Origin of the sequence: Tsukamurella sp. M9C (assembly GCF_020169415.1) — a bacterium.
In the GTDB taxonomy this organism is placed as follows: Bacteria; Actinomycetota; Actinomycetes; order Mycobacteriales; family Mycobacteriaceae; genus Tsukamurella.
The window spans coordinates 65204-82687 of record NZ_JAIULG010000010.1 but is presented as its reverse complement, the minus strand read 5'-3'; the positions used below and the strand labels follow the sequence as shown (position 1 = coordinate 82687).

The following is a 17484-nucleotide window of genomic DNA, read 5'->3' as shown; positions in this document are numbered from 1 at the left end:
CCGACGCGATCGAGATCACGTATCCCGGATCGCGGTGATCGGAACTCTTCGCGGACCGTACGACCGCAACTAGCGTTCAGCTTCCATCGGGCTCCTCCACCTCCTGACGAAAGCGAGATCGCCCCATGCGCACCACCTTCTCCCGCCGCGCCCTCGGCGCCGCCCTGGCAGTGACGGCCGCAGCGGCGGTCACCGCCGTCGCCACCCCCGCGGCGAACGCCGACACCCTCACGGGCACCTTCTCGATCGACTCCGGTTCGTACTTCCGGATGATCCTGCCGAGCGGCACCGCGTCGGGCCCGTTCCTCGCGAACGGCAACTCGACCAACTCGGACAAGACGATCACCCCGCTGTCCGGGTCGCTGACCTCCGGCTCCTACCAGGGGCAGGTCACCGCGGCGCGCACCTTCTTCGGCTCGGACTTCGTGACCTCGACGAAGGCGACCGACCCGCAGACCGGGTCCGCTACCGCGGTCCCGACCATCACGCGCAACGGCTCGTCGCTGTCCGGCGACCTCTCGGCGTTCGGCGTCGCCTGGAACGGCCAGGTCTTCAACCAGGGCGCCCCGAAGCCCGGCGGCGGCCTCCCCGGCAAGACCAGCCGCGTGACCGGCACGATCAACGGCTCCAGCTACTCGATCACGTGGACGAGCCAGATCGTGGGCGGGCCGTTCAACAACTTCACCGGCCTGTGGCATCTCACCGGTACGTACAGCAAGTAGCGGCACCCGGCGCGGCGGCGCTCCTCGGGGGCGTCCCCCGGCTGCGCGCCGTCGCGCCCCCGCGCACCGCGGCGGTCTCCACCGCCCGACGGTGGCCGGCCTGGTTCCTGCTGATCGCGGGCATCGCCCTCGCCCTCGGCTCCGTCGCCGGCGGCCTGCCCACCACGACGGCGGGCGCGACGAAGATGCTCGACGCCTTCGCGCCGCACCTGACCGACGAGTCCCTCGCCCGGCTCGACGGGGACGTCGACGCGATCGCCCGGTTCGGCGCGGCCGCCCGAGCGGAGGCCGCGGCCGGGCGGCTCGCGGCGGCGCCGCGGACCGTCGACTACGCGAACCGGTCCGCGGACGTCGAGGCGAACGCCCGGGAGCTGCTCGCGTCGGCGCGGGCGGCGAAGCCCGACGTCGACGCGCTGGCCCGGATCCGCGGCCTGAGCACGCTCCCTCAACTGCTCCTGCTGGTCGGGATCGCGCTGGCCGTGGCCGGGGCGGTCCTGCTCCGCTCCCGGTCCGCCCCGCCGCGTCGGTGGGCGACCGCCGCCGCGGCGCTCTGCGCGGTGGCGCTGGTGGTCCACCCGTTCGCCTCCGGCCTGGTCGCCGGTGCGCCGTCCGCCGGCCGGGTGGTCGACCGGTTCGCGCCGATCATGACCGAGCAGCAGGTGGTGCGCCTGCAGCGCGACTTCCTCGCGCTGGTCGGCGCGGTCGGCGAGATCGACCGCGGCACGACGGTCCGCCGCACCCCCGAGATCCGGGCCTTCACCGCCTCCTGGCAGACGGTGTCCTCCGATCTCGCCTCGCTCACCGGCGCGATCAACGACAACCTCCCCGACTACCGGCGGCTGGCCTGCACCAACGCCGTCCTGCCGGTCCCCGGCGGCACCTTCGCGGCCCTGCCCTGGGCGGAGCTCGTCCTGGGCCTCGCCGTCGGGGGCGCCGTGCTCGGTACCCGACGAAAGGCCCTGCCGTGACATCCCGTCCGATCTCCCGACGGTCCCTCGCTCTCGCGCTGGTGGCCGTCGCGGCGGCTGCATCCGCCGCCTGTAGCACCGAGGCGCCGGCGCAGCCCGAAGCCGCCGAGCAGCTCGTCGGGCTGTTCCGGTTCACGCCGGGCGGTTTCGCCAACGGGAAGCCGACGGGCACGTACTTCAAGATGGCGATCGTCGGTGGAACCGCCGACGGGCCGTTCGTCAACAACGCCAACTCGCCGATCGACGAGGGCCGCGTTACGGCCCTGAAGCCGGGCACCGCGGGCGGGCTCCGCAGTGGCGCCTACCAGTCCGAGGCGAAACCCGGTTTCCGCAACGGTGATTCGCTGTCCGGCTCGGTGATCACGCCGACGAAGTTCTTCGACGTGCTCTTCGGGATCTCCACGAACGCCGTCGATCCGCAGACGCGCGCCGCGCTGTCCGCGCCATCGGTGACGCGCACCGGGACGAAGCTGACCGCGGACGTCTCCGCCTGGGCCGCCTCCTGGAACAACCAGGAGTTCAACCAGGGCGCGCCGAAGCCGGTGCCTCGCACCGACGCCGCCGCGGCCGGTCAGGAGCAGGTCGGAAAGGCCTGGGACGTCGTCTCGCAGCGCTGGCTCGCGCAGCCCGCAGCGGCGAAGGCCGACGGCCCCACCGCGACCGGCACCTTCGACCCCGCGACGCGGCGCTTCACCCTCGACTGGACCAGCCACATCCAGGGCGGCCCGTTCAACGACTTCACCGGCGTCTGGCACCTGGAAGGCGTCTTCGAACCCGGACCGCCGCCCACCGCGGCCGGCTCGACCGCCCCCGCCCACTCCTCCGCACCGAAGAAGGCCCCATGACCCGCATCCCGCCCGCGCTCGCCCGCACCGCCGTCGCCGCCGCGCTGGCCGTGACGGTCCCCGTCGCCGGTACCGCGGCGGCCGCGCCCACGCCCAAGCCCGCCCCGTCGCCGGGCAGCTCCCTCGCGTCGGCGAGCGCGGCGGCGAAACCTTCGGGACCGGCGACGCCCTCGGCGGCCAAGCCCTCCGGCTCGGCGACCCCGTCCGGCCCGGCGAAGCCCTCCGGCTCGGCGGCGACCTCGGGATCGATCTCGACCGTCGTTCCGGGCGTGAACCCCGCCGATATCCAGTGCCCGCTCGGCTGGCCGAAGCCGCGGGAGAAGGGCGGCCTCGCGTCGCTGATCCTGCTGGCGCCCGCCGCCGGCGCCTTCACCGACGAGGCCTTCGCGGCGGGCCAGGCCTACGATCCGATCCTCAGCCTGTTCGGCCCGTTCCTCGCCGCGATCAAGCCCGTGATCGAGCAGTCGCAGCCCGCCCTCGCCGGCCCCGTCGGCGCGCTCAATGCCGCGGAACAGGCGGTCTACGACGCGATCAAGCCCCTGTACGCGCAGTACCGCCCGAAGGTGATCGAGGCGCTCACCAAGGCCGGCGACGACCTCGCCCCCGCACTCCAGGAGCTCGCCGCCACCCCGGCGGCCGCGTGCCTCGTCGCCTGGGAGGACCAGGTGCTCACCGGCCTGCAGACCGGGAAGTGGTCCCCCATCGCCACCGGAGGCCTGGCCGCGCTCGCCGAGCTCGCGGCCAGCGGCAAGGGCGGGGGTCCGACGGCGCCGAAGCCCGGGCCCGCGAAGGCAGTGCCGACGAAGGCCGGGCCCGCGAAGCCCGCGACCGCGAAGCCCGCCGGCCCGGCCGTCGCCGCGCCGCCGCGGTGATCGAACTCTCCGGGGTCACCGTCCGCTACGGCGCGACGGTGGCCGTCGAGGACGTGACCTTCACGGCACCGTCGGGCGAGGTCACGGGTCTGATCGGCCCGAACGGCGCCGGGAAGTCCACCACCCTGCGACTCATCGCCGGTCTCGAGCGGCCCTCGTCCGGCACGGTCACGATCGACGGGCAGCGGTACGACGAGCTCGCGAACCCCGGGGCGACCATCGGCGTGCTGCTCGACGCGGCCTGGGCGTCGCCGACGCGCACCGCGCGCGAGCACCTGCGGTGGATGGCGGCCGCGATCGGCCTACCGGACGCCCGGGTCGACGCCGCGTTGGACCTCGTCGGCCTCGACCGAGTCGCCCACCGCCCTGTCGGTGGGTTCTCACTCGGCATGCGCCAGCGACTCGCGATCGCGGGCGCCGTCCTCGGCGACCCGCCGGTGATCGTGCTCGACGAGCCGGTCAACGGCCTCGACCCCGAGGCGATCGCGTGGATCCGCAGTACCCTCCGCGCCCTCGCTGACGAGGGCCGCACCGTGCTGCTGTCCTCGCACCTGCTCAGCGAGCTGGAGCAGACGGCCGACCGCATCGTCGCCCTGCACGAGGGGCGCGTGGTCGCGGACGCCCCGCTGGCCGATCTGGTCGAGCCCACGCCGCCCGGCCGGTCCGGGCTCGAGGCGCTCTACTTCCGGCTCACCGGCGACGACGAGGCCGCGACTCCCGCACCCGCGCCGGAGGCCGCCGCGCCGCGGGGTGTCGCGCGACGGTCCGTTGCGGCGGAGGCCCGGAAGGCCCTGACCTCCCGGGGTTTCCGGGCCGCGCTCGGCGGCGCGACGGCGGTCGCGCTCGCGGTGGCCGTCGTCGTCGGTGTCTTCGCACCGGTCTTCCACGACGCCTCGGTGACCACTGCGGGCTACGGCCTCGGGCTGGTGGGCGGCGCGCTCATCGCCGTCGCCGGAGCGCTGCTCATCGGGCTCGACCGGGACCACGGGACGCTCGCCCTCACCCGGATCCTGATCCCGCGCCCGCTGCTCGGGTACGGCTCGAAGGCCCTGATCGCGGCGGCGGGCGGTGCGGGAGCGGGGCTGGCAGGTGCCGGTTCGGCCATCGTGGTCGCCGCGATCACGGGATTGCCCTCGCCCACTGGGGAGGTCCTGCGACTGCTCGTCATAGCGCCGGTCGCGGGCGCGCTGCTCGCGGTCCTGGGGCTCGCAGTCGGGCACGTGGCGTCGTCGATGACCGCCGCCGTCGGCGCCGTCCTGGGCTGGTGGTTCCTCGTGGAGGCGATCGCGGTCCCGGCCCTGCCGTTCGGGCGGTCGCTCGCGGCCTGGCTCCCCGCGACGAGCTCCCAGATCGCGACGGTCGGCGTGCCCGCGAACACGGCGACCTGGTCGCCGTGGGTCTCGCTGGCGATCCTCGCCGCGTGGACCGCCGTCGCCTCCGCAGGAGCGCTCGCCGCGGCGCGACGCGGGACCCAGACCGCCTGATAGCGTCACGCTCGAGTCGGACATGGGGAACCCGGTGGGAATCCGGGACTGGCGCGCAACGGTGTGAGGCGGCGAAAGCGGCTTCGAGTCCGATACCCGCCGACTCGCAGCTGTCCACCGCCGCCCCCGCGCACGGAGCGGCCGACGAATCGAGTCCGACCCATGCGGCCCAGCGCCCTCGTCCCACCCCTCGCCCTGTCCGTCGCGGCGGCATTCCTCACGGGGTGCGGCACCGCACCGTCGACCCCCGCGGCGAGCCCCTCCGAGCGGTTTCCCGTCAGCGTCACCACCTGCGACTTCACCACGGAGGTCACGGCGGAACCGCGACGTATCGTGACCATGAACCAGGGCGCGACCGAGGTGGCCCTCGCGCTCGGCGTTGCCGACCGGATGGTGGGCACGGCGTACCTCGACGACGCGGTCGCACCCCGCTTCCAGGCCGACTACGCGCGGATCCCCGTGCTCGCCGCGAAGTACCCCACGCAGGAGAAGATGCTCTCGGTGCGGCCCGACCTCGTCTACGGCTCGTACAACTCGGCGTTCAGCGAGAAGAACGCCGGCGACCGCGCGCGGCTGCAGGGCCAGGGCATCGCCACCCTCCTCGCCCCGGCGGGCTGCGCCAAGAAGCCCGAGCGCGCCTCATGGGATCTCATCTGGGACGAGCTGACCGCCGCGGGCAAGGCTTTCGGCACCGAGGACGCCGCGGCGAAACTCGTCGCGGCGCAGAAGGACGAGCTCGGCAGCGCCGCGCTCAAGGGCGCGGCGCGCGGCCAGCGCATCTTCTGGTGGGATTACGGCGCGCAGTCCGGGCTCAACGTGGGCGCCGGCAAGGGCACGCCGCAGCTGCTCATCGAGTCGGTCGGCGGCGTGAACGTCTTCGCCCACCTGCCTGGCAACTGGGCCGAGGTCTCCCTGGAGAACGTGGTCGGCACGAACCCCGACGTCATCGTCGTGGCCGATACCGCGGGACACCCGGCGCAGGACAGGATCGACCAGGCCCGCAAGGACCCCGCCCTGAGCCAGCTGCGCGCGGTCCGGGAGAACCGTTTCGTCGTGATCCCGTTCTCGGAGACCACCTCCGGCGTTCGGCTGCTCGACGGTGCGCGGCGCGTCGCCGACGGCATCCGAGCGCTGCCGTGACCGCGATCCTCGTCGGCATGTCCGCCGGCGTCGACCGCGAGGGCCTGACCGCCCTCGCCCGCAGCGCCTCCGCGCAGCCCGCCTTCCTCCAGGTCCACGATCCGGCGCTGGTCGACGTGCTCACCGCGGTCGCCGACCGCGGCGCCTCCGACGTCCTGCTCATCGGCGCGGGCTGGGCGCAGCCCGGCCCCAAGCGGTCGTGGTTGCGCCGGGTGGCCGCGCACTGGCTCCGGGGCTACGACGGTGCGCCGACGCTGCGCCTCGCGCCGCAGCTGCTGGCCGAACCCGACCGCGACCTGCTCGCGGCCGCGATCGCCGCGGGCGGCGCCCCGATGACCGACGATGCCGCGCCCCTGCATTCGGCGGCGTGGGAGGAGGTGCCGCGGCACCGGCACCAAGTGCTGATCTGCCGCGGCCCGCGCTGCTCCGCGCTCGGGGCGTCGGCGCTGACCTCGGCGTTCGGCGACGAGCTGCGTCGCGCGGGCCTGAGCGACGACGACGCACTGGTCACGGTCACCGGGTGCCAGTTCCCGTGCAATCACGCGCCCGTCGTCACGGTCCAGCCGGACGACACCTGGTACGGGCGGGTCACCGTCGACGACGTCCCCGGACTCGTCGACGCGCACCTGCTGAACGAGGAGCGGGCCGCCCATCTCCTGCTCCCCCGGGAACGCTCCGAGGCCCGACGGTCCGCGGAATATTCGGACCGCAGTCCGGGGTTGTAGCGGCCATGAAGAAGATCGGCTTCCTGTCCTTCGGTCACTGGACCGATTCACCCGGCTCCCGTACCCGCACGGCGGCCGACGTCCTGCACCAGTCGATCGACCTCGCGGTGGCGGCCGAGGAGGTGGGTGCCGACGGCGCCTACTTCCGCGTGCACCACTTCGCGCGGCAGCTCGGCTCGCCGTTCCCCCTGCTCGCCGCGATCGGCGCCCGGACCTCGCGGATCGAGATCGGTACCGGCGTGATCGACATGCGCTACGAGAACCCGCTGTACTTCGCGGAGGACGCCGGAGCCGCCGACCTCATCGCCGGCGAGCGACTACAGCTCGGCGTGAGCCGTGGGTCGCCCGAGCAGGTGATCGAGGGCTACAAGTACTTCGGCTACCAACCCGACGAGGGCAAGACGGACGCCGACATGGGCCGCGAGCACACCGAGTTCATGCTCAAGGTGCTCGAGGGCGGCGGCTTCGCGCAGCCGAACCCGCGCCCCATGTTCCCCAACCCGCCGGGGCTGCTGCGCGTCGAGCCGCACTCCCCCACGCTGCGGAACCGGATCTGGTGGGGCGCCGCGTCCGACGCCACGGCCGAGTGGGCGGCGAAGCTCGGCATGAACCTCATGAGCTCGACGCTCAAGACCGACGAGTCCGGGGAGCCCTTCCACGTGCAGCAGGCCAACCAGATCCGGAAGTTCCGCGACGCCTGGGCCGAGGCCGGCCACGATCACGAGCCACGGGCCTCGGTGAGCCGCAGCATCATGCCGATCATCGACGACGAGAGCCGCGCCTACTTCGGCCACGAGCGCTCCAGCGACGACCAGTTCGGCGTGATCGACGACTTCCGCGCCGTCTTCGGCCGCACCTACGCGGGCGAGCCCGACGAGCTCGTCGAGCAGCTCCGCGACGACGAGGGCATCGCCGAGGCCGACACCGTCCTGGTGACGGTGCCCAATCAGCTGGGCGTGGAGTACAACACCCGCCTGCTGGAGTCCCTGGTCAAGGACGTGGCTCCGGCGCTGGGCTGGCGCTGACCTCGATCACGGCCGCCACCACGCCGCGGACCTGCGAGGCCGCGGGCGAGAGCTCGTAGGCGTGCTGGTGGCAGTAGCCGCTCAGCTCGTACCAGGCCGCGGCGAGCACCCGCCCGGTCGCCGTCTCGTCGAGCGCCCGGAGCACCGCGATCCGGGCCTTCATCGTGGCGCCGGTGACGTCGGCGCCGGTCACCTCGCGGCAACGCGCGTCGATGAGCGACTCCACCTCCTGGCGAGCGAGGAAGGCGGCGAGCCGGGCGCTGTTGCCCGCGCCGGCAGGTGCGCCCGATTGCAGGAGCTCCTCGGCCCGCGCGAGCAGCCCGGAGGTCACCGTCCCTCCAGGACGTCGTCGACGGTGCGCCGCAGGTCCGTCAACGCGCCCACGAGGTCCCCGGCGCCGCTGTGCACGCCCCGCGCGCAGATCTCGATCGTCGGGAACCGCCAGTCGCGCCGGGACTTCCATCCACCCAGGTTGCCGCGGGGATCGCCGAGGACCGCGAGCGCGACCTTCTGCTGCGTCGTCAGCGCCGACTCCCACCGCGATTCGGACTCGTCGTACGACACCCCGCGCCGGGAGCTCTCGGCGTAGAACCGCTGCTGCGCGGCCGCCTCCACCGCGAGCCGGAAGATCCCCGGCACCGCCTTGCGCTTGACCACGTCGTCGAGCGCCTCATCGCGGACGAGCGCGGTCGCGTCGACGATGTACCGGTGCGCCGGCGTGTTCGCGGGCTTGGGCGCGACGATCGAGCCCGGCTCGCGCACCACCTCGATGAGGTTCGCGGGGATCGACGCGTTACGGATGGCCTTCGCCAGCCGATCGTCGTGCGAGAACACGATCACCTGACGCTCGGCGGCGAGATCCTGCAGTACGTCGAGGAATCCGGCGACCTTCGCCGGGTCCATCGCCTGGATCGGATCGTCGAGCACCAGGAAGCGGAACGGGCTCGCCGCCGCGGTCGCCCGCGGGATGAACAGCGCCAGCGCGAGGGCGTGCAGCTCGCCCTGGCTCATCACCGAGAGCGTCCCGGCCGGCTTGCCGTCGACGGTGCCGCGCAGCTCGGCACGCCGCCGCGTGGCGCTGCCCTCCAGTTCGATGGTGCCGAGGTCGACGTCGGATTCCTGCCGCAGCCGGGCCCAGATCGCCCGCGCCTGGTCGACGATCGGCGCGAGCCGGCGGCCGCGGAGCGTTCCCGCGTTCTCCTTGAGCCACGCGGAGGCCGTCTTCGCCGCTGCGAGAGCAGCGTCCTGTTCTTGCGCGGCGGTCTCGGCCACGACCCACGCGCCGACCTCCTGCGCCACCGGCGCCCAGGCGTCCTCGAGCTCCGACGCGAGGGACGCCGCGATCGGACGCAGTCGCCCGCCGATCTCTGCCAGCGCACCCAGGCGATCGGTCAGGTGATCGGCCCACTCCGCGGACGAGGACGGCAGCGCACGCGCGGCTCCGACCGCGTCGTTCCACTCCGCGACGACGTCAAGGGCATGGCCGTCGACGGGACGCAGCTGCGCGAGGCCGGCGACCAGCTCCCGCGCAGCGCGTTCGGCATCCGCGAGGTGGGCCTGTGCCGCCCGCTGGTCCGCGAGCTGCGAATCGGTATCCGCGAGTTCAGCCTCCACCCGGCTCCGCCACGCACCGTCGAGTTCGCCCGCGGCGCACACCGGACACGGTCCATCGCCGGTATCGGCGTGCAGCGCCAGCGCGTCCCGCAGCAGGGCGTTGCGGCGCTGCGCCACCGCCGTCGCGCCCACGGACGCGGCGACCACACCGCCGATCGCGCTGCGGAGCGCGGCTGCCTCAGCGATACCGTCCGGCGACGACACGGCGGCACACGTCCGCAGGGCCGAGACCGCCGCCGCCTGCGGTGTGGCGCTGCCCAGGGTGATCGCCGTGATGGCGGCGAGGTCGTAGGGCTTGCGAGCGATCAACTTCGTGACCTCCCCGGCACGCGCGTCGTCGCACGCGCCGAGCGAGCGCTTGAGCAGGGCGCGATCGGCGTCGGCGGCCTTACGGTGCGGTTCGAGCTGCTTGATCAGCGCCTTGAGGGCCGCCTCCGCATCGGCCACCGCGTCGAGCCCGAGCATGCGGTTGAGAGCGTCGTACAGCCCTGACGGCCCCTCCTCGAAGATCCCGCCGAGCTCGTCGTAGGAGAGCAGCGGACGGTACACCGCGAGCGGCTGCTCCCAGCCCAGGTCCGCCACGCCGGTCTGCTTCTCCGAGGCGACCTGTGCCCAGCGGCGCGCCTCGTCGAGGTCTGCGTCGTCGGCCCACTGCGCTCCCACCGTCAGCGTCCGCCCGCCGCCGGCCTGCTGCATAGCGAAATCCGCGGCGATCCGGGCCGCTCCCGAGTGGAGGTTCCGCCAGGCGCCGGCCCACTGCTGTGCGCTGCGCTTCTCCTTCCACCGGTAGCTCGTACCGGTGAGGGCGTACTCCAGCGCCTCGGCGAAACTCGACTTCCCCGAGCCGTTCCGGCCGCTGATCACCGTGATCCCCGGCCGCGCCTCGAACTCGAGGCGCGCCTCGGGGCCGATCCCTCGGAACCCGGCGACGGTGATCGTGCGTAGGAAGGCGACCACCGGGTCCGGGACGACCTCCGCTTCCTCGCCTGTCCCGGGTCGCTGCGGCGCTGTTGCGCCACCCGCCTGCGCGAACAGATGCGCCTCACCCTCGAGCGCGGCCGCGACCAGGTACATCGCCTGCTCGCTGATCGACTCGTCCGAGTCCAGCAGTTCCCACACCTCGCGGATCGTGTCCTGTTCGATCGCTTCCTCGATGGCCCCCATGTCGCCTCCCCTGCGGCTGGTTGTTGGGGCAACAATGGCACACGGCACCGACAGGAATGTGCGGTCCTGGCGCTCCGCCGTAGAACGTCGCGCCTCAGCGCTGCTGGTGGCCGGTCCAGTACCGCATCAGGACGCGCGTGAAGCCGTTCAGCACCGACGTGGTGTCCGTGACGTACTCGAAGCCCGCCCGCTCGAACAGCGGTCGGGTGCCGACATAGGCCATGGTCAGGTCGACCTTCGCGCCCCGATTGTCGACGGGGTACGCCTCGACGACCGTGGCGCCGTGGGCGCGGGCGAACTCCACCGCCCCGGCGACGAGTTCGTGGCTGATCCCCTGCTTCCGGTGTCCGGGGCGCACCCGCACGCACCACAGCGACCACGGGGCGTCGTGCCCGTCGACCTGCGGGATACGGCGGTTCGTCGCGAAGCTGGTGTCCGCCCGCGGGTGAATGGCGGCCCAACCGACGGGGTCGGCACCGTCGTAGGCGAGGACGCCGGGCGGCGGATCCTCCGCGCACAGCCCGCGGACCCGCTCGAACCGGTCGGGTCCGCGCAGCGCCTGGTTCTCCTTCGAGCCGATCCGGTACGAGAGGCAGAAGCAGTTGCTGGAGGTCTGCTTCTTGGGGCCGAGCACGGCCGCCACATCCTCGAAGACGCTCGCCGGCCGCACCTCGATACCGCTCATGCGGCTCACGCTAACTCAGCGCACCGACCAGCGGTCCTCGATCCGCCCGTACCGCCAGATCAGCAGCGCCACGGCCCATACCGCCACGAACAGCCCCACGATCACGAAGCCCGCGTAGTCCAGGTTGATCGAGGCGACCCAGCCGAGCGGCCCGGACTCGACGTGCGCCCGCTCGGCCAGCACGCCCAGCAGTTCGACGGTGCCGATCGCCAGCGCCACGGCCACCGAGAGCGACGTGATCGTGATGTTGTAGTAGACCTTCCGCACCGGCTTGGCGAAGGCCCAGCCGTAGGCGGCGTTCATGAAGACGCCGTCGATGGTGTCCAGCAGCGACATTCCCGCGGCGAACAGCACCGGCAGCACCAGGATGCAATAGAAGGGCAAGGTGAACGCGGCCATTCCGCCCGCGAGGACGAGCAGGCCCACCTCGGTGGCGGTGTCGAAGCCCAAGCCGAAGAGCACGCCGATCGGGTAGATGTGCCAGGGCTTGCGCACCGACCCGGACACCCCGCGCAGCAGGCGGCTCATGAGCCCACGGTTGTTCAGGCGGTCCTCGAGCTCCGCCTCGTCGTAGCGTCCGGAACGCATGTCCCGGAACACCTTCACGATGCCGACGAGCACCACCAGGTTGATGATGCCGAGGATCCACAGGAACACGCCGGAGACCGAAGTGCCGATAAGGCCGAGCACCGTCTGCATCGTCGAGTTCTCGTCCTCGACGGGGCCGACGAGGGCGCGCACGCCGAGCGCGAGCAGCGCGGCGAGGCCGAACACGACGGTCGAGTGGCCGAGCGAGAACCAGAAGCCGACCGAGAGCGGCCGGCGCGGGTTCCGCTCCCCCGCGGCGATCCTCCCCTCGCGGTCGGCCAGCAGCTTCCGCGTGGTGTTGTCGATCGCGGCGATGTGGTCGGCGTCGAAGGCGTGGCGCAGGCCGAACGTGTAGGCCAGCAGGCCGATGCCGACGGTGAACTCTCCGCCGTTGCCGATCCGGTAGTGGCCCGGCGCGATCAGCAGGATAAGCGCGCCGAAGCCGACGACGTGCAGCGCGATCACGATCGCGGTCATGCCGAACAGCGATCGCCGGTCGCCCGGGCCCAGCGCGGTCCAGGCCGCCCGGAGCCGGTCGGCGGAACTCGATGTGGTCATTCCGGTGTCCTCCACCCTCAGTACTTTCGCAGGTTCATGGGCGCCTGTCCGGTCCATCGGGACCGGAGGAGCCCGATGACCGCGTCGAACAGGCCGGCCAGTTCCGCGGTGTCGTCACCGAGGCAGCGGAGTACGAAGCCGGGGCCCGCGAGCGCGGTGAGCCCGCTCCGCACCGCCGCGGCGGTCTCGGTGAGCGCGTGCACCTCGTCGAGCAGGTCCTCGTCGATGCGCGGGTCGACCGCGGTCAGCGAGCCGACGTGCGTGTGCCCGTCGAGGAAGCCGATGCCGGACGGGTCTCCGCGGCCGGGCTCGATGAGCAGGTTGTCCACGGCGAGCAGCTCGCCGCCGCGGTGGATCTCGGTCCGCATGCGCAGCTCGTCGTAGCGGAACCGCGCACCGTCGGGCGACCACCCGGGCGTCACGATCTCGGCCAGGAGGAGCGACGCCGATTCGTCGAGCTCCACGGCGCAGGTCTGTCGGTAGGTGGCCTCGCGGTACAGGATCAGCGCGTCGGGCACGTACTCGAGGACGGCGCCGGCACCGAGCCGGATCCGCATGTGCTGCGCGGCGCCGCCGCCGGGCGTGCGGTAGACCTTGGTCGCCGACTGCGTGGTCACGACGGCCCGGGCGCCGGCCTCGAGCGCGATGTCGATCGCGTAGGTGTCGCCGCGCAGGCACCCGCCCCCGGGGTTCACCACGTGGTAGGTGACCTGCCCGGAGTCGTCGAGGTACATGGGCCGCAGGGTCTGCAGGGTGCCGGCGTGCCGCTGCGCCACGGCGACGGTGCGCCGCCCCCGCGGAGCGAGGGTCAGGGCGAGTTCGCCGGTGAGCGCGGGCACGACAGCACCGGTCACGCGAGGTCGAGCATGAGCACGTCGCGGCGGATCCACTCCAGCACGCCGTCCAGGCCCTCGTCGGTCTTGAGATTGGTCATGCAGAACGGGCGGTCGCCGCGGAAGACCCGCGAGTCCGCGGCCATGACGGACAGGTCCGCACCGACGTACGGCGCGAGGTCGGTCTTGTTGATCACGAACAGATCCGACTTGATCATGCCCTGACCGGCCTTGCGCGGGATCTCCTCGCCCTGTGCCACGTCGATCAGGTAGATCGAGAAGTCCACCAGCTCGGGACTGAAGGTCGCGGAGAGGTTGTCGCCGCCACTCTCGATGAACACGATCTGGAGGTCGGGGTGCGCGGCCACGAGCCGCGACACCGCGGCCTCGTTCATCGACGTGTCCTCGCGGATCGCGGTGTGCGGGCAGCCGCCGGTCTCGATGCCGACGATGCGATCGTCGGGCAGCACGCTGTTGCGCGCCAGGATCTTCGCGTCCTCAGTGGTGTAGATGTCGTTCGTGATCGCCGCCATCGACACCTCGCCGTCGAGGTGGCGGGTGATGCGCTCCACCAGCTGCGTCTTGCCCGCGCCCACGGGGCCGCCGACACCGATCCGGATCGTCGTCATGGAATCTCCTCCTAGCTCATGAACATCCGCGCCCGCTGGCGCCGATGCCGCATCTGTGCGATCTCGAGCCCGGGCGATGCGGCACCCAGGTCGTCGTCGGTCAGGGTCATGGCGGTGGCGACGGCGTCGGCCACCACGTCGTGCATCGAGCGCTGCACCCGCTGCCCCGCGGTCTGGCCGATGGGGATGGCGCGGACGGCGTTCTGGGTCAGCGAGGTGACGGCGGCGAAGACGTGCGCCTCGATCGCCGCGGCGGGCGGGGCGTCCACCGCGTGGGCGAGCAGCGCGAAGGCGACGGCGGGATGCCCGTGGCACCGGCCGGCGTCGAGCTCGGCGAGGTAGTCGCCGAGGAAGGACTCGGCCGCGACCACGGTGCCGACCTCGGCGGTGCGCCTGCCGATCGTGCCGGCCGCGGTGCGCACCTGCTCGGGCAGGGTGAGGGCGGCCAGCAGGCGGTCGAGCCGCCAGACGGCGTCCAGGTCGCCGATGTGCAGCGCGTCGTAGACCATCCGGATCGCGAGGCCGTCGGTGTGGGTGAGCTGCCGCGAGACGTACGCGCGCAGCCACGCGGCGAAGGTGACCTCGTCCGCGATGGTGCCGTCCGCGAGGTACGCCTCCATCCCGAAGGAGTGGCTGAACGCGCCCGTCGGGAGGGCCGAATCGCTCAGCTGCAAGAGCGGCAGCAGATACCCCGGCGACGCCCCCGCCCCGATTGAACACCGTTCCTGCACGTCGCGACCTGTGCTTTCGCCGACGGAAACGGTGTTCAATGCGTGTGCTCCGCGTGGCGGAAGGGCGTGGGCAGGACGCGGTCCTGTCGCGCGAAGGGCACGCCGTGGTGGGCGAGGTAGTCCTCGACGGTGTGGTCGTACTGCACCACCATCACCTCGGCGCCGTACTCGGAGTCGGCGTCGAAGAACTGCGCCTGCAGGTGGCGGTTACCGAGTCCGTGTGCGGTGCGGCCCATCTCGGCGATCGTGCGCGGGGCGATCACGAGCACATCGGTCGCCAGCACCTGCACGGCGATGATGTTGCGCTCGTCGCGATGCAGGATGTCGCCGTCGCGGAGGTCGCCGTCGGGTCCGGCGGGCGCGGCCAGGCGCAGCCCGATCTCCCGGTCGTGGTCGGTGCGCACCCGCTGGATCCGCTTCACGAGGTCGGCGCCGGCGAGCGGCACCCGCTCGACGTGCACCGCGTCCAGCTCGTCCGGATCCAGGTCGGCGAGGTTGCCGGCGACGGCTTCGATGATCACTTCTCGCCTCTCAGAACAGGAAGTAGCGCTGGGTCATGGGCAGGGACGACGCGGGGTCGGAGCGGACCGGCGTCCCGTCGACGGCGACGACGTACGTCTCGGGGTCGACGGTGATGTCGGGCGTCGCGCCGTTGTGCGGCAGGTCCTGCTTGCGGAGGGTGCGGATGCCCCGGACGGGCAGCGTTCGCTTGCGCAGGCCGAGCTCGCCGGCGACGCCGGATTCCGCTGCCGCGGTGGACAGGAAGGTGATCGCCGCGTCGTACACCGCCTTCCCCATCGACCCGAACTGCGGGCGCATGGTGCGCGGCTGGGGCGTCGGGATCGAGGCGTTCGCGTCGCCCATGAGCGCGGTGGCGATCTGGCCGCCCTTGATCACCAGGTCGGGCTTGACCCCGAAGAAGGCCGGATTCCACAGCACGAGATCCGCGAACTTGCCCTCCTCGACGCTGCCGACGTACTCCGCGATGCCCTGCGCGAGCGCCGGATTGATCGTGTACTTGGCGACGTACCGCTTGATCCGGGCGTTGTCGCCGCCGTCCGGGTCTCCGTCCAGGGGGCCGCGTTGGCGCTTCATCGAATCCGCGAGCTGCCACGTGCGGGTGATCACCTCGCCGACCCGCCCCATGGCCTGGGAGTCGGACGAGGTGATGGAGATGATGCCCATGTCGTGCAGCACGCCCTCGGCGGCGATGGTCTCGGGGCGGATCCGCGAGTCGGCGAAGGCCACGTCCTCGGGGATGTCGGCGTTGAGGTGGTGGCACACCATCAGCATGTCGAGGTGCTCGACGATGGTGTTCTCGGTGAACGGCAGCGTCGGATTCGTCGACGCGGGAAGCACGTTCGAGTGCCCCGCGATGGCGATGATGTCCGGCGCGTGGCCGCCGCCCGCGCCCTCGGTGTGGAAGGTGTGGATCACGCGGCCGTCGATGGCGGCCACGGTGTCCTCCAGGAAGCCGCACTCGTTGAGGGTGTCCGTGTGGATCGCCACCTGCACGTCGTACTCGTCGGCCACCCGCAGCGAGTTGTCGATGGAGGCGGTGGTCGAGCCCCAGTCCTCGTGCACTTTGAGGCCGATGGCGCCGGCGCGGATCTGCTCCGCGAGTGGCTCGGTGGCGCCCGCGTGGCCCTTGCCGAGCAGCCCGATGTTCATGGGGACGTCGTCGAGCGCCTGCAGCATCCGGGCGATGTGCCAGGGCCCGGGCGTCACGGTGGTGGCGTTGGTGCCCGCGGCCGGGCCGGTGCCGCCGCCGATCATGGTGGTCACGCCGGAGTTGAGCGCGGTGTCGATCTGCTGGGCGCTGATGAAGTGGATGTGGGTGTCGATGCCGCCGGCGGTGAGGATGCGTCCCTCCCCCGCGATGATCTCGGTGGCGGCGCCGATGGTGATGGTGATGCCGTCGCTGATCTGCGGGTTGCCGGCCTTGCCGATCCGCAGGATGTGACCGTCGCGCAGCGCGACGTCGGCCTTGACGATGCCGGTGTGGTCGATGATCAGGGCATTGGTGATCACGGTGTCGGGAATGTCGTGTTCGCGCGTGAGCACGCCGTTCTCGCCCATGCCGTCGCGGATCACCTTGCCGCCGCCGAAGACGACCTCCTCGCCGTACACGGTGAGGTCCCGCTCGACGACCGCGAAGAGCTCGGTGTCGGCGAGGCGCACGGCGTCGCCGACGGTGGGGCCGTAGAGGTCGGAGTACTCGCGGCGGCTCAGTTCGAAGCTCACTGCGCTCCCCCGTTCTCGGCACCGTCGGCGCCGTCGAGCGGGCCGTTGACGCGGTTCGCGAGTCCGTGGACCTCGCGGGTTCCGGCGAGGGCGACGAGGCGCACCGTCTTCCCGTCGCCGGGCTCGAACCGGACGGCGGTCCCGGACGGGATGTCCAGACGGTGACCGTACGCCTCGGCCCGGTCGAAGTCGAGGGCGCGATTGACCTCGGCGAAGTGGAAGTGCGAGCCCACCTGGATGGGGCGGTCGCCGGTGTTGACGACGCGGACGGTGCGCGTGGGTCGGCCGTCGTTGCACAGGATCGGCGCGGACGCGAGACGGAGCTCTCCGGGGATCATCGCGCGCCTACCGGATCGGGTGGTGGACGGTGACGAGCTTGGTGCCGTCGGGGAAGGTGGCCTCCACCTGCACGTCGTGGATCATCTCGGGCACGCCCTCCATCACGTCGTCGCGGCCGAGGATCGTGGCCCCGTAGGCCATGAGGTCGGCGACGCTGCGCCCGTCGCGCGCGCCCTCGACCAGCTCGTACGTGATGATCGCGACGGCCTCCGGGTGGTTCAGCTTGAGCCCGCGGGCCTGGCGACGACGCGCCAGGTCCGCGGCGACGACGATGAGCAGTTTGTCCTGCTCGCGGGGCAAGAGGTGCATGAGAATTCA

The 17484-nt window shown here is 72.3% G+C and carries 19 protein-coding genes and 1 riboswitch; of the genes, 8 read left to right on the top strand and 11 right to left on the bottom strand.

Annotation, left to right across the window (positions count from 1 at the left end):
* Positions 1–125 precede the first annotated feature (125 nt).
* From LB823_RS07865 to LB823_RS07830, 8 genes are all read left to right on the top strand, one after another.
* A complete protein-coding gene (locus tag LB823_RS07865) occupies positions 126–722 on the top strand; it encodes a hypothetical protein (protein WP_224646243.1) in 597 nt (198 codons plus the stop codon).
* Positions 692–1690, top strand: coding sequence for a hypothetical protein (locus LB823_RS07860; RefSeq protein WP_224646242.1), 999 nt, complete (start codon positions 692–694; stop codon positions 1688–1690). Before LB823_RS07865 ends, LB823_RS07860 begins: the two co-directional genes overlap by 31 nt.
* Positions 1687–2535: a hypothetical protein gene (locus tag LB823_RS07855; RefSeq protein WP_224646241.1), complete on the top strand. Its 849-nt coding sequence runs from the start codon at positions 1687–1689 to the stop codon at positions 2533–2535. Before LB823_RS07860 ends, LB823_RS07855 begins: the two co-directional genes overlap by 4 nt.
* Positions 2532–3407, top strand: coding sequence for a hypothetical protein (locus LB823_RS07850; protein ID WP_224646240.1), 876 nt, complete (start codon positions 2532–2534; stop codon positions 3405–3407). The genes LB823_RS07855 and LB823_RS07850 overlap by 4 nt, the downstream gene beginning before the upstream one ends.
* Positions 3404–4891 (top strand): ABC transporter ATP-binding protein, encoded by a 1488-nt coding sequence (locus LB823_RS07845; protein WP_224646239.1) that lies wholly within the window; start codon positions 3404–3406, stop codon positions 4889–4891. The genes LB823_RS07850 and LB823_RS07845 overlap by 4 nt, the downstream gene beginning before the upstream one ends.
* Positions 4875–5010: riboswitch (cobalamin riboswitch) on the top strand. (Overlaps the previous gene by 17 nt.)
* A gap of 43 nt (positions 5011–5053) precedes the next feature.
* On the top strand, positions 5054–6031 hold the full coding sequence (locus LB823_RS07840; RefSeq protein WP_224646238.1) for an ABC transporter substrate-binding protein: 978 nt from the start codon (positions 5054–5056) through the stop codon (positions 6029–6031).
* Complete coding sequence (locus tag LB823_RS07835) at positions 6028–6756, top strand: ferredoxin (RefSeq protein ID WP_224646237.1); 729 nt, start codon at positions 6028–6030, stop codon at positions 6754–6756. Before LB823_RS07840 ends, LB823_RS07835 begins: the two co-directional genes overlap by 4 nt.
* A 5-nt stretch (positions 6757–6761) precedes the next feature.
* Complete coding sequence (locus LB823_RS07830; RefSeq protein WP_224646236.1) at positions 6762–7781, top strand: LLM class flavin-dependent oxidoreductase; 1020 nt, start codon at positions 6762–6764, stop codon at positions 7779–7781.
* Here LB823_RS07830 and LB823_RS07825 read toward each other — a convergent pair.
* The 11 genes from LB823_RS07825 to LB823_RS07775 form a co-directional block, all read right to left on the bottom strand.
* Entirely contained in the window at positions 7747–8112 is a 366-nt protein-coding gene (locus LB823_RS07825; RefSeq protein WP_224646235.1) for a hypothetical protein, read from the bottom strand. The two genes, LB823_RS07830 and LB823_RS07825, sit on opposite strands and share 35 nt — an antisense overlap.
* The gene (locus tag LB823_RS07820; RefSeq protein ID WP_224646233.1) at positions 8109–10559 is read right to left on the bottom strand and encodes an AAA family ATPase; all 2451 of its coding nucleotides are present in this window, start codon (positions 10557–10559) and stop codon (positions 8109–8111) included. The genes LB823_RS07825 and LB823_RS07820 overlap by 4 nt, the downstream gene beginning before the upstream one ends.
* 94 nt (positions 10560–10653) lie before the next feature.
* The gene (locus LB823_RS07815; protein ID WP_224646231.1) at positions 10654–11244 is read right to left on the bottom strand and encodes a GNAT family N-acetyltransferase; all 591 of its coding nucleotides are present in this window, start codon (positions 11242–11244) and stop codon (positions 10654–10656) included.
* Between the two features lie 15 nt (positions 11245–11259).
* Positions 11260–12390, bottom strand: coding sequence for a HoxN/HupN/NixA family nickel/cobalt transporter (locus LB823_RS07810; RefSeq protein ID WP_224646229.1), 1131 nt, complete (start codon positions 12388–12390; stop codon positions 11260–11262).
* Positions 12391–12407: 17 nt separating this feature from the next.
* Complete coding sequence (locus tag LB823_RS07805; protein WP_224646227.1) at positions 12408–13244, bottom strand: urease accessory protein UreD; 837 nt, start codon at positions 13242–13244, stop codon at positions 12408–12410.
* Positions 13241–13852 carry an urease accessory protein UreG gene (gene ureG / locus LB823_RS07800; RefSeq protein ID WP_224646225.1) on the bottom strand — a complete coding sequence of 204 codons (612 nt, stop codon included), beginning with the start codon at positions 13850–13852 and terminating at the stop codon, positions 13241–13243. The genes LB823_RS07805 and ureG overlap by 4 nt, the downstream gene beginning before the upstream one ends.
* A gap of 11 nt (positions 13853–13863) precedes the next feature.
* Positions 13864–14526: an urease accessory protein UreF gene (locus LB823_RS07795; RefSeq protein WP_224646223.1), complete on the bottom strand. Its 663-nt coding sequence runs from the start codon at positions 14524–14526 to the stop codon at positions 13864–13866.
* A 92-nt stretch (positions 14527–14618) separates the two neighbouring features.
* Positions 14619–15104 carry an urease accessory protein UreE gene (gene ureE / locus LB823_RS07790; protein ID WP_224646221.1) on the bottom strand — a complete coding sequence of 162 codons (486 nt, stop codon included), beginning with the start codon at positions 15102–15104 and terminating at the stop codon, positions 14619–14621.
* 10 nt (positions 15105–15114) lie between these two features.
* Positions 15115–16827 (bottom strand): urease subunit alpha, encoded by a 1713-nt coding sequence (gene ureC / locus LB823_RS07785; RefSeq protein WP_224646219.1) that lies wholly within the window; start codon positions 16825–16827, stop codon positions 15115–15117.
* Positions 16824–17165 carry an urease subunit beta gene (locus LB823_RS07780; protein WP_224646217.1) on the bottom strand — a complete coding sequence of 114 codons (342 nt, stop codon included), beginning with the start codon at positions 17163–17165 and terminating at the stop codon, positions 16824–16826. The genes ureC and LB823_RS07780 overlap by 4 nt, the downstream gene beginning before the upstream one ends.
* Positions 17166–17172: 7 nt before the next feature.
* On the bottom strand, positions 17173–17475 hold the full coding sequence (locus LB823_RS07775) for an urease subunit gamma (protein WP_224646215.1): 303 nt from the start codon (positions 17473–17475) through the stop codon (positions 17173–17175).
* Positions 17476–17484: the final 9 nt, after the last annotated feature.

Coding starts and splice junctions, on each gene's coding strand:
- LB823_RS07865 (WP_224646243.1), top strand. CDS start 126: ATGCGCACCACCTTCTCCCGCCGCGCCCTCGGCGCCGCCCTGGCAGTG.
- LB823_RS07850 (WP_224646240.1), top strand. CDS start 2,532: ATGACCCGCATCCCGCCCGCGCTCGCCCGCACCGCCGTCGCCGCCGCG.
- LB823_RS07840 (WP_224646238.1), top strand. CDS start 5,054: ATGCGGCCCAGCGCCCTCGTCCCACCCCTCGCCCTGTCCGTCGCGGCG.
- LB823_RS07830 (WP_224646236.1), top strand. CDS start 6,762: ATGAAGAAGATCGGCTTCCTGTCCTTCGGTCACTGGACCGATTCACCC.
- LB823_RS07820 (WP_224646233.1), bottom strand. CDS start 10,559: ATGGGGGCCATCGAGGAAGCGATCGAACAGGACACGATCCGCGAGGTG.
- LB823_RS07815 (WP_224646231.1), bottom strand. CDS start 11,244: ATGAGCGGTATCGAGGTGCGGCCGGCGAGCGTCTTCGAGGATGTGGCG.
- LB823_RS07810 (WP_224646229.1), bottom strand. CDS start 12,390: ATGACCACATCGAGTTCCGCCGACCGGCTCCGGGCGGCCTGGACCGCG.
- ureG (WP_224646225.1), bottom strand. CDS start 13,852: ATGACGACGATCCGGATCGGTGTCGGCGGCCCCGTGGGCGCGGGCAAG.
- LB823_RS07780 (WP_224646217.1), bottom strand. CDS start 17,165: ATGATCCCCGGAGAGCTCCGTCTCGCGTCCGCGCCGATCCTGTGCAAC.
- LB823_RS07775 (WP_224646215.1), bottom strand. CDS start 17,475: ATGCACCTCTTGCCCCGCGAGCAGGACAAACTGCTCATCGTCGTCGCC.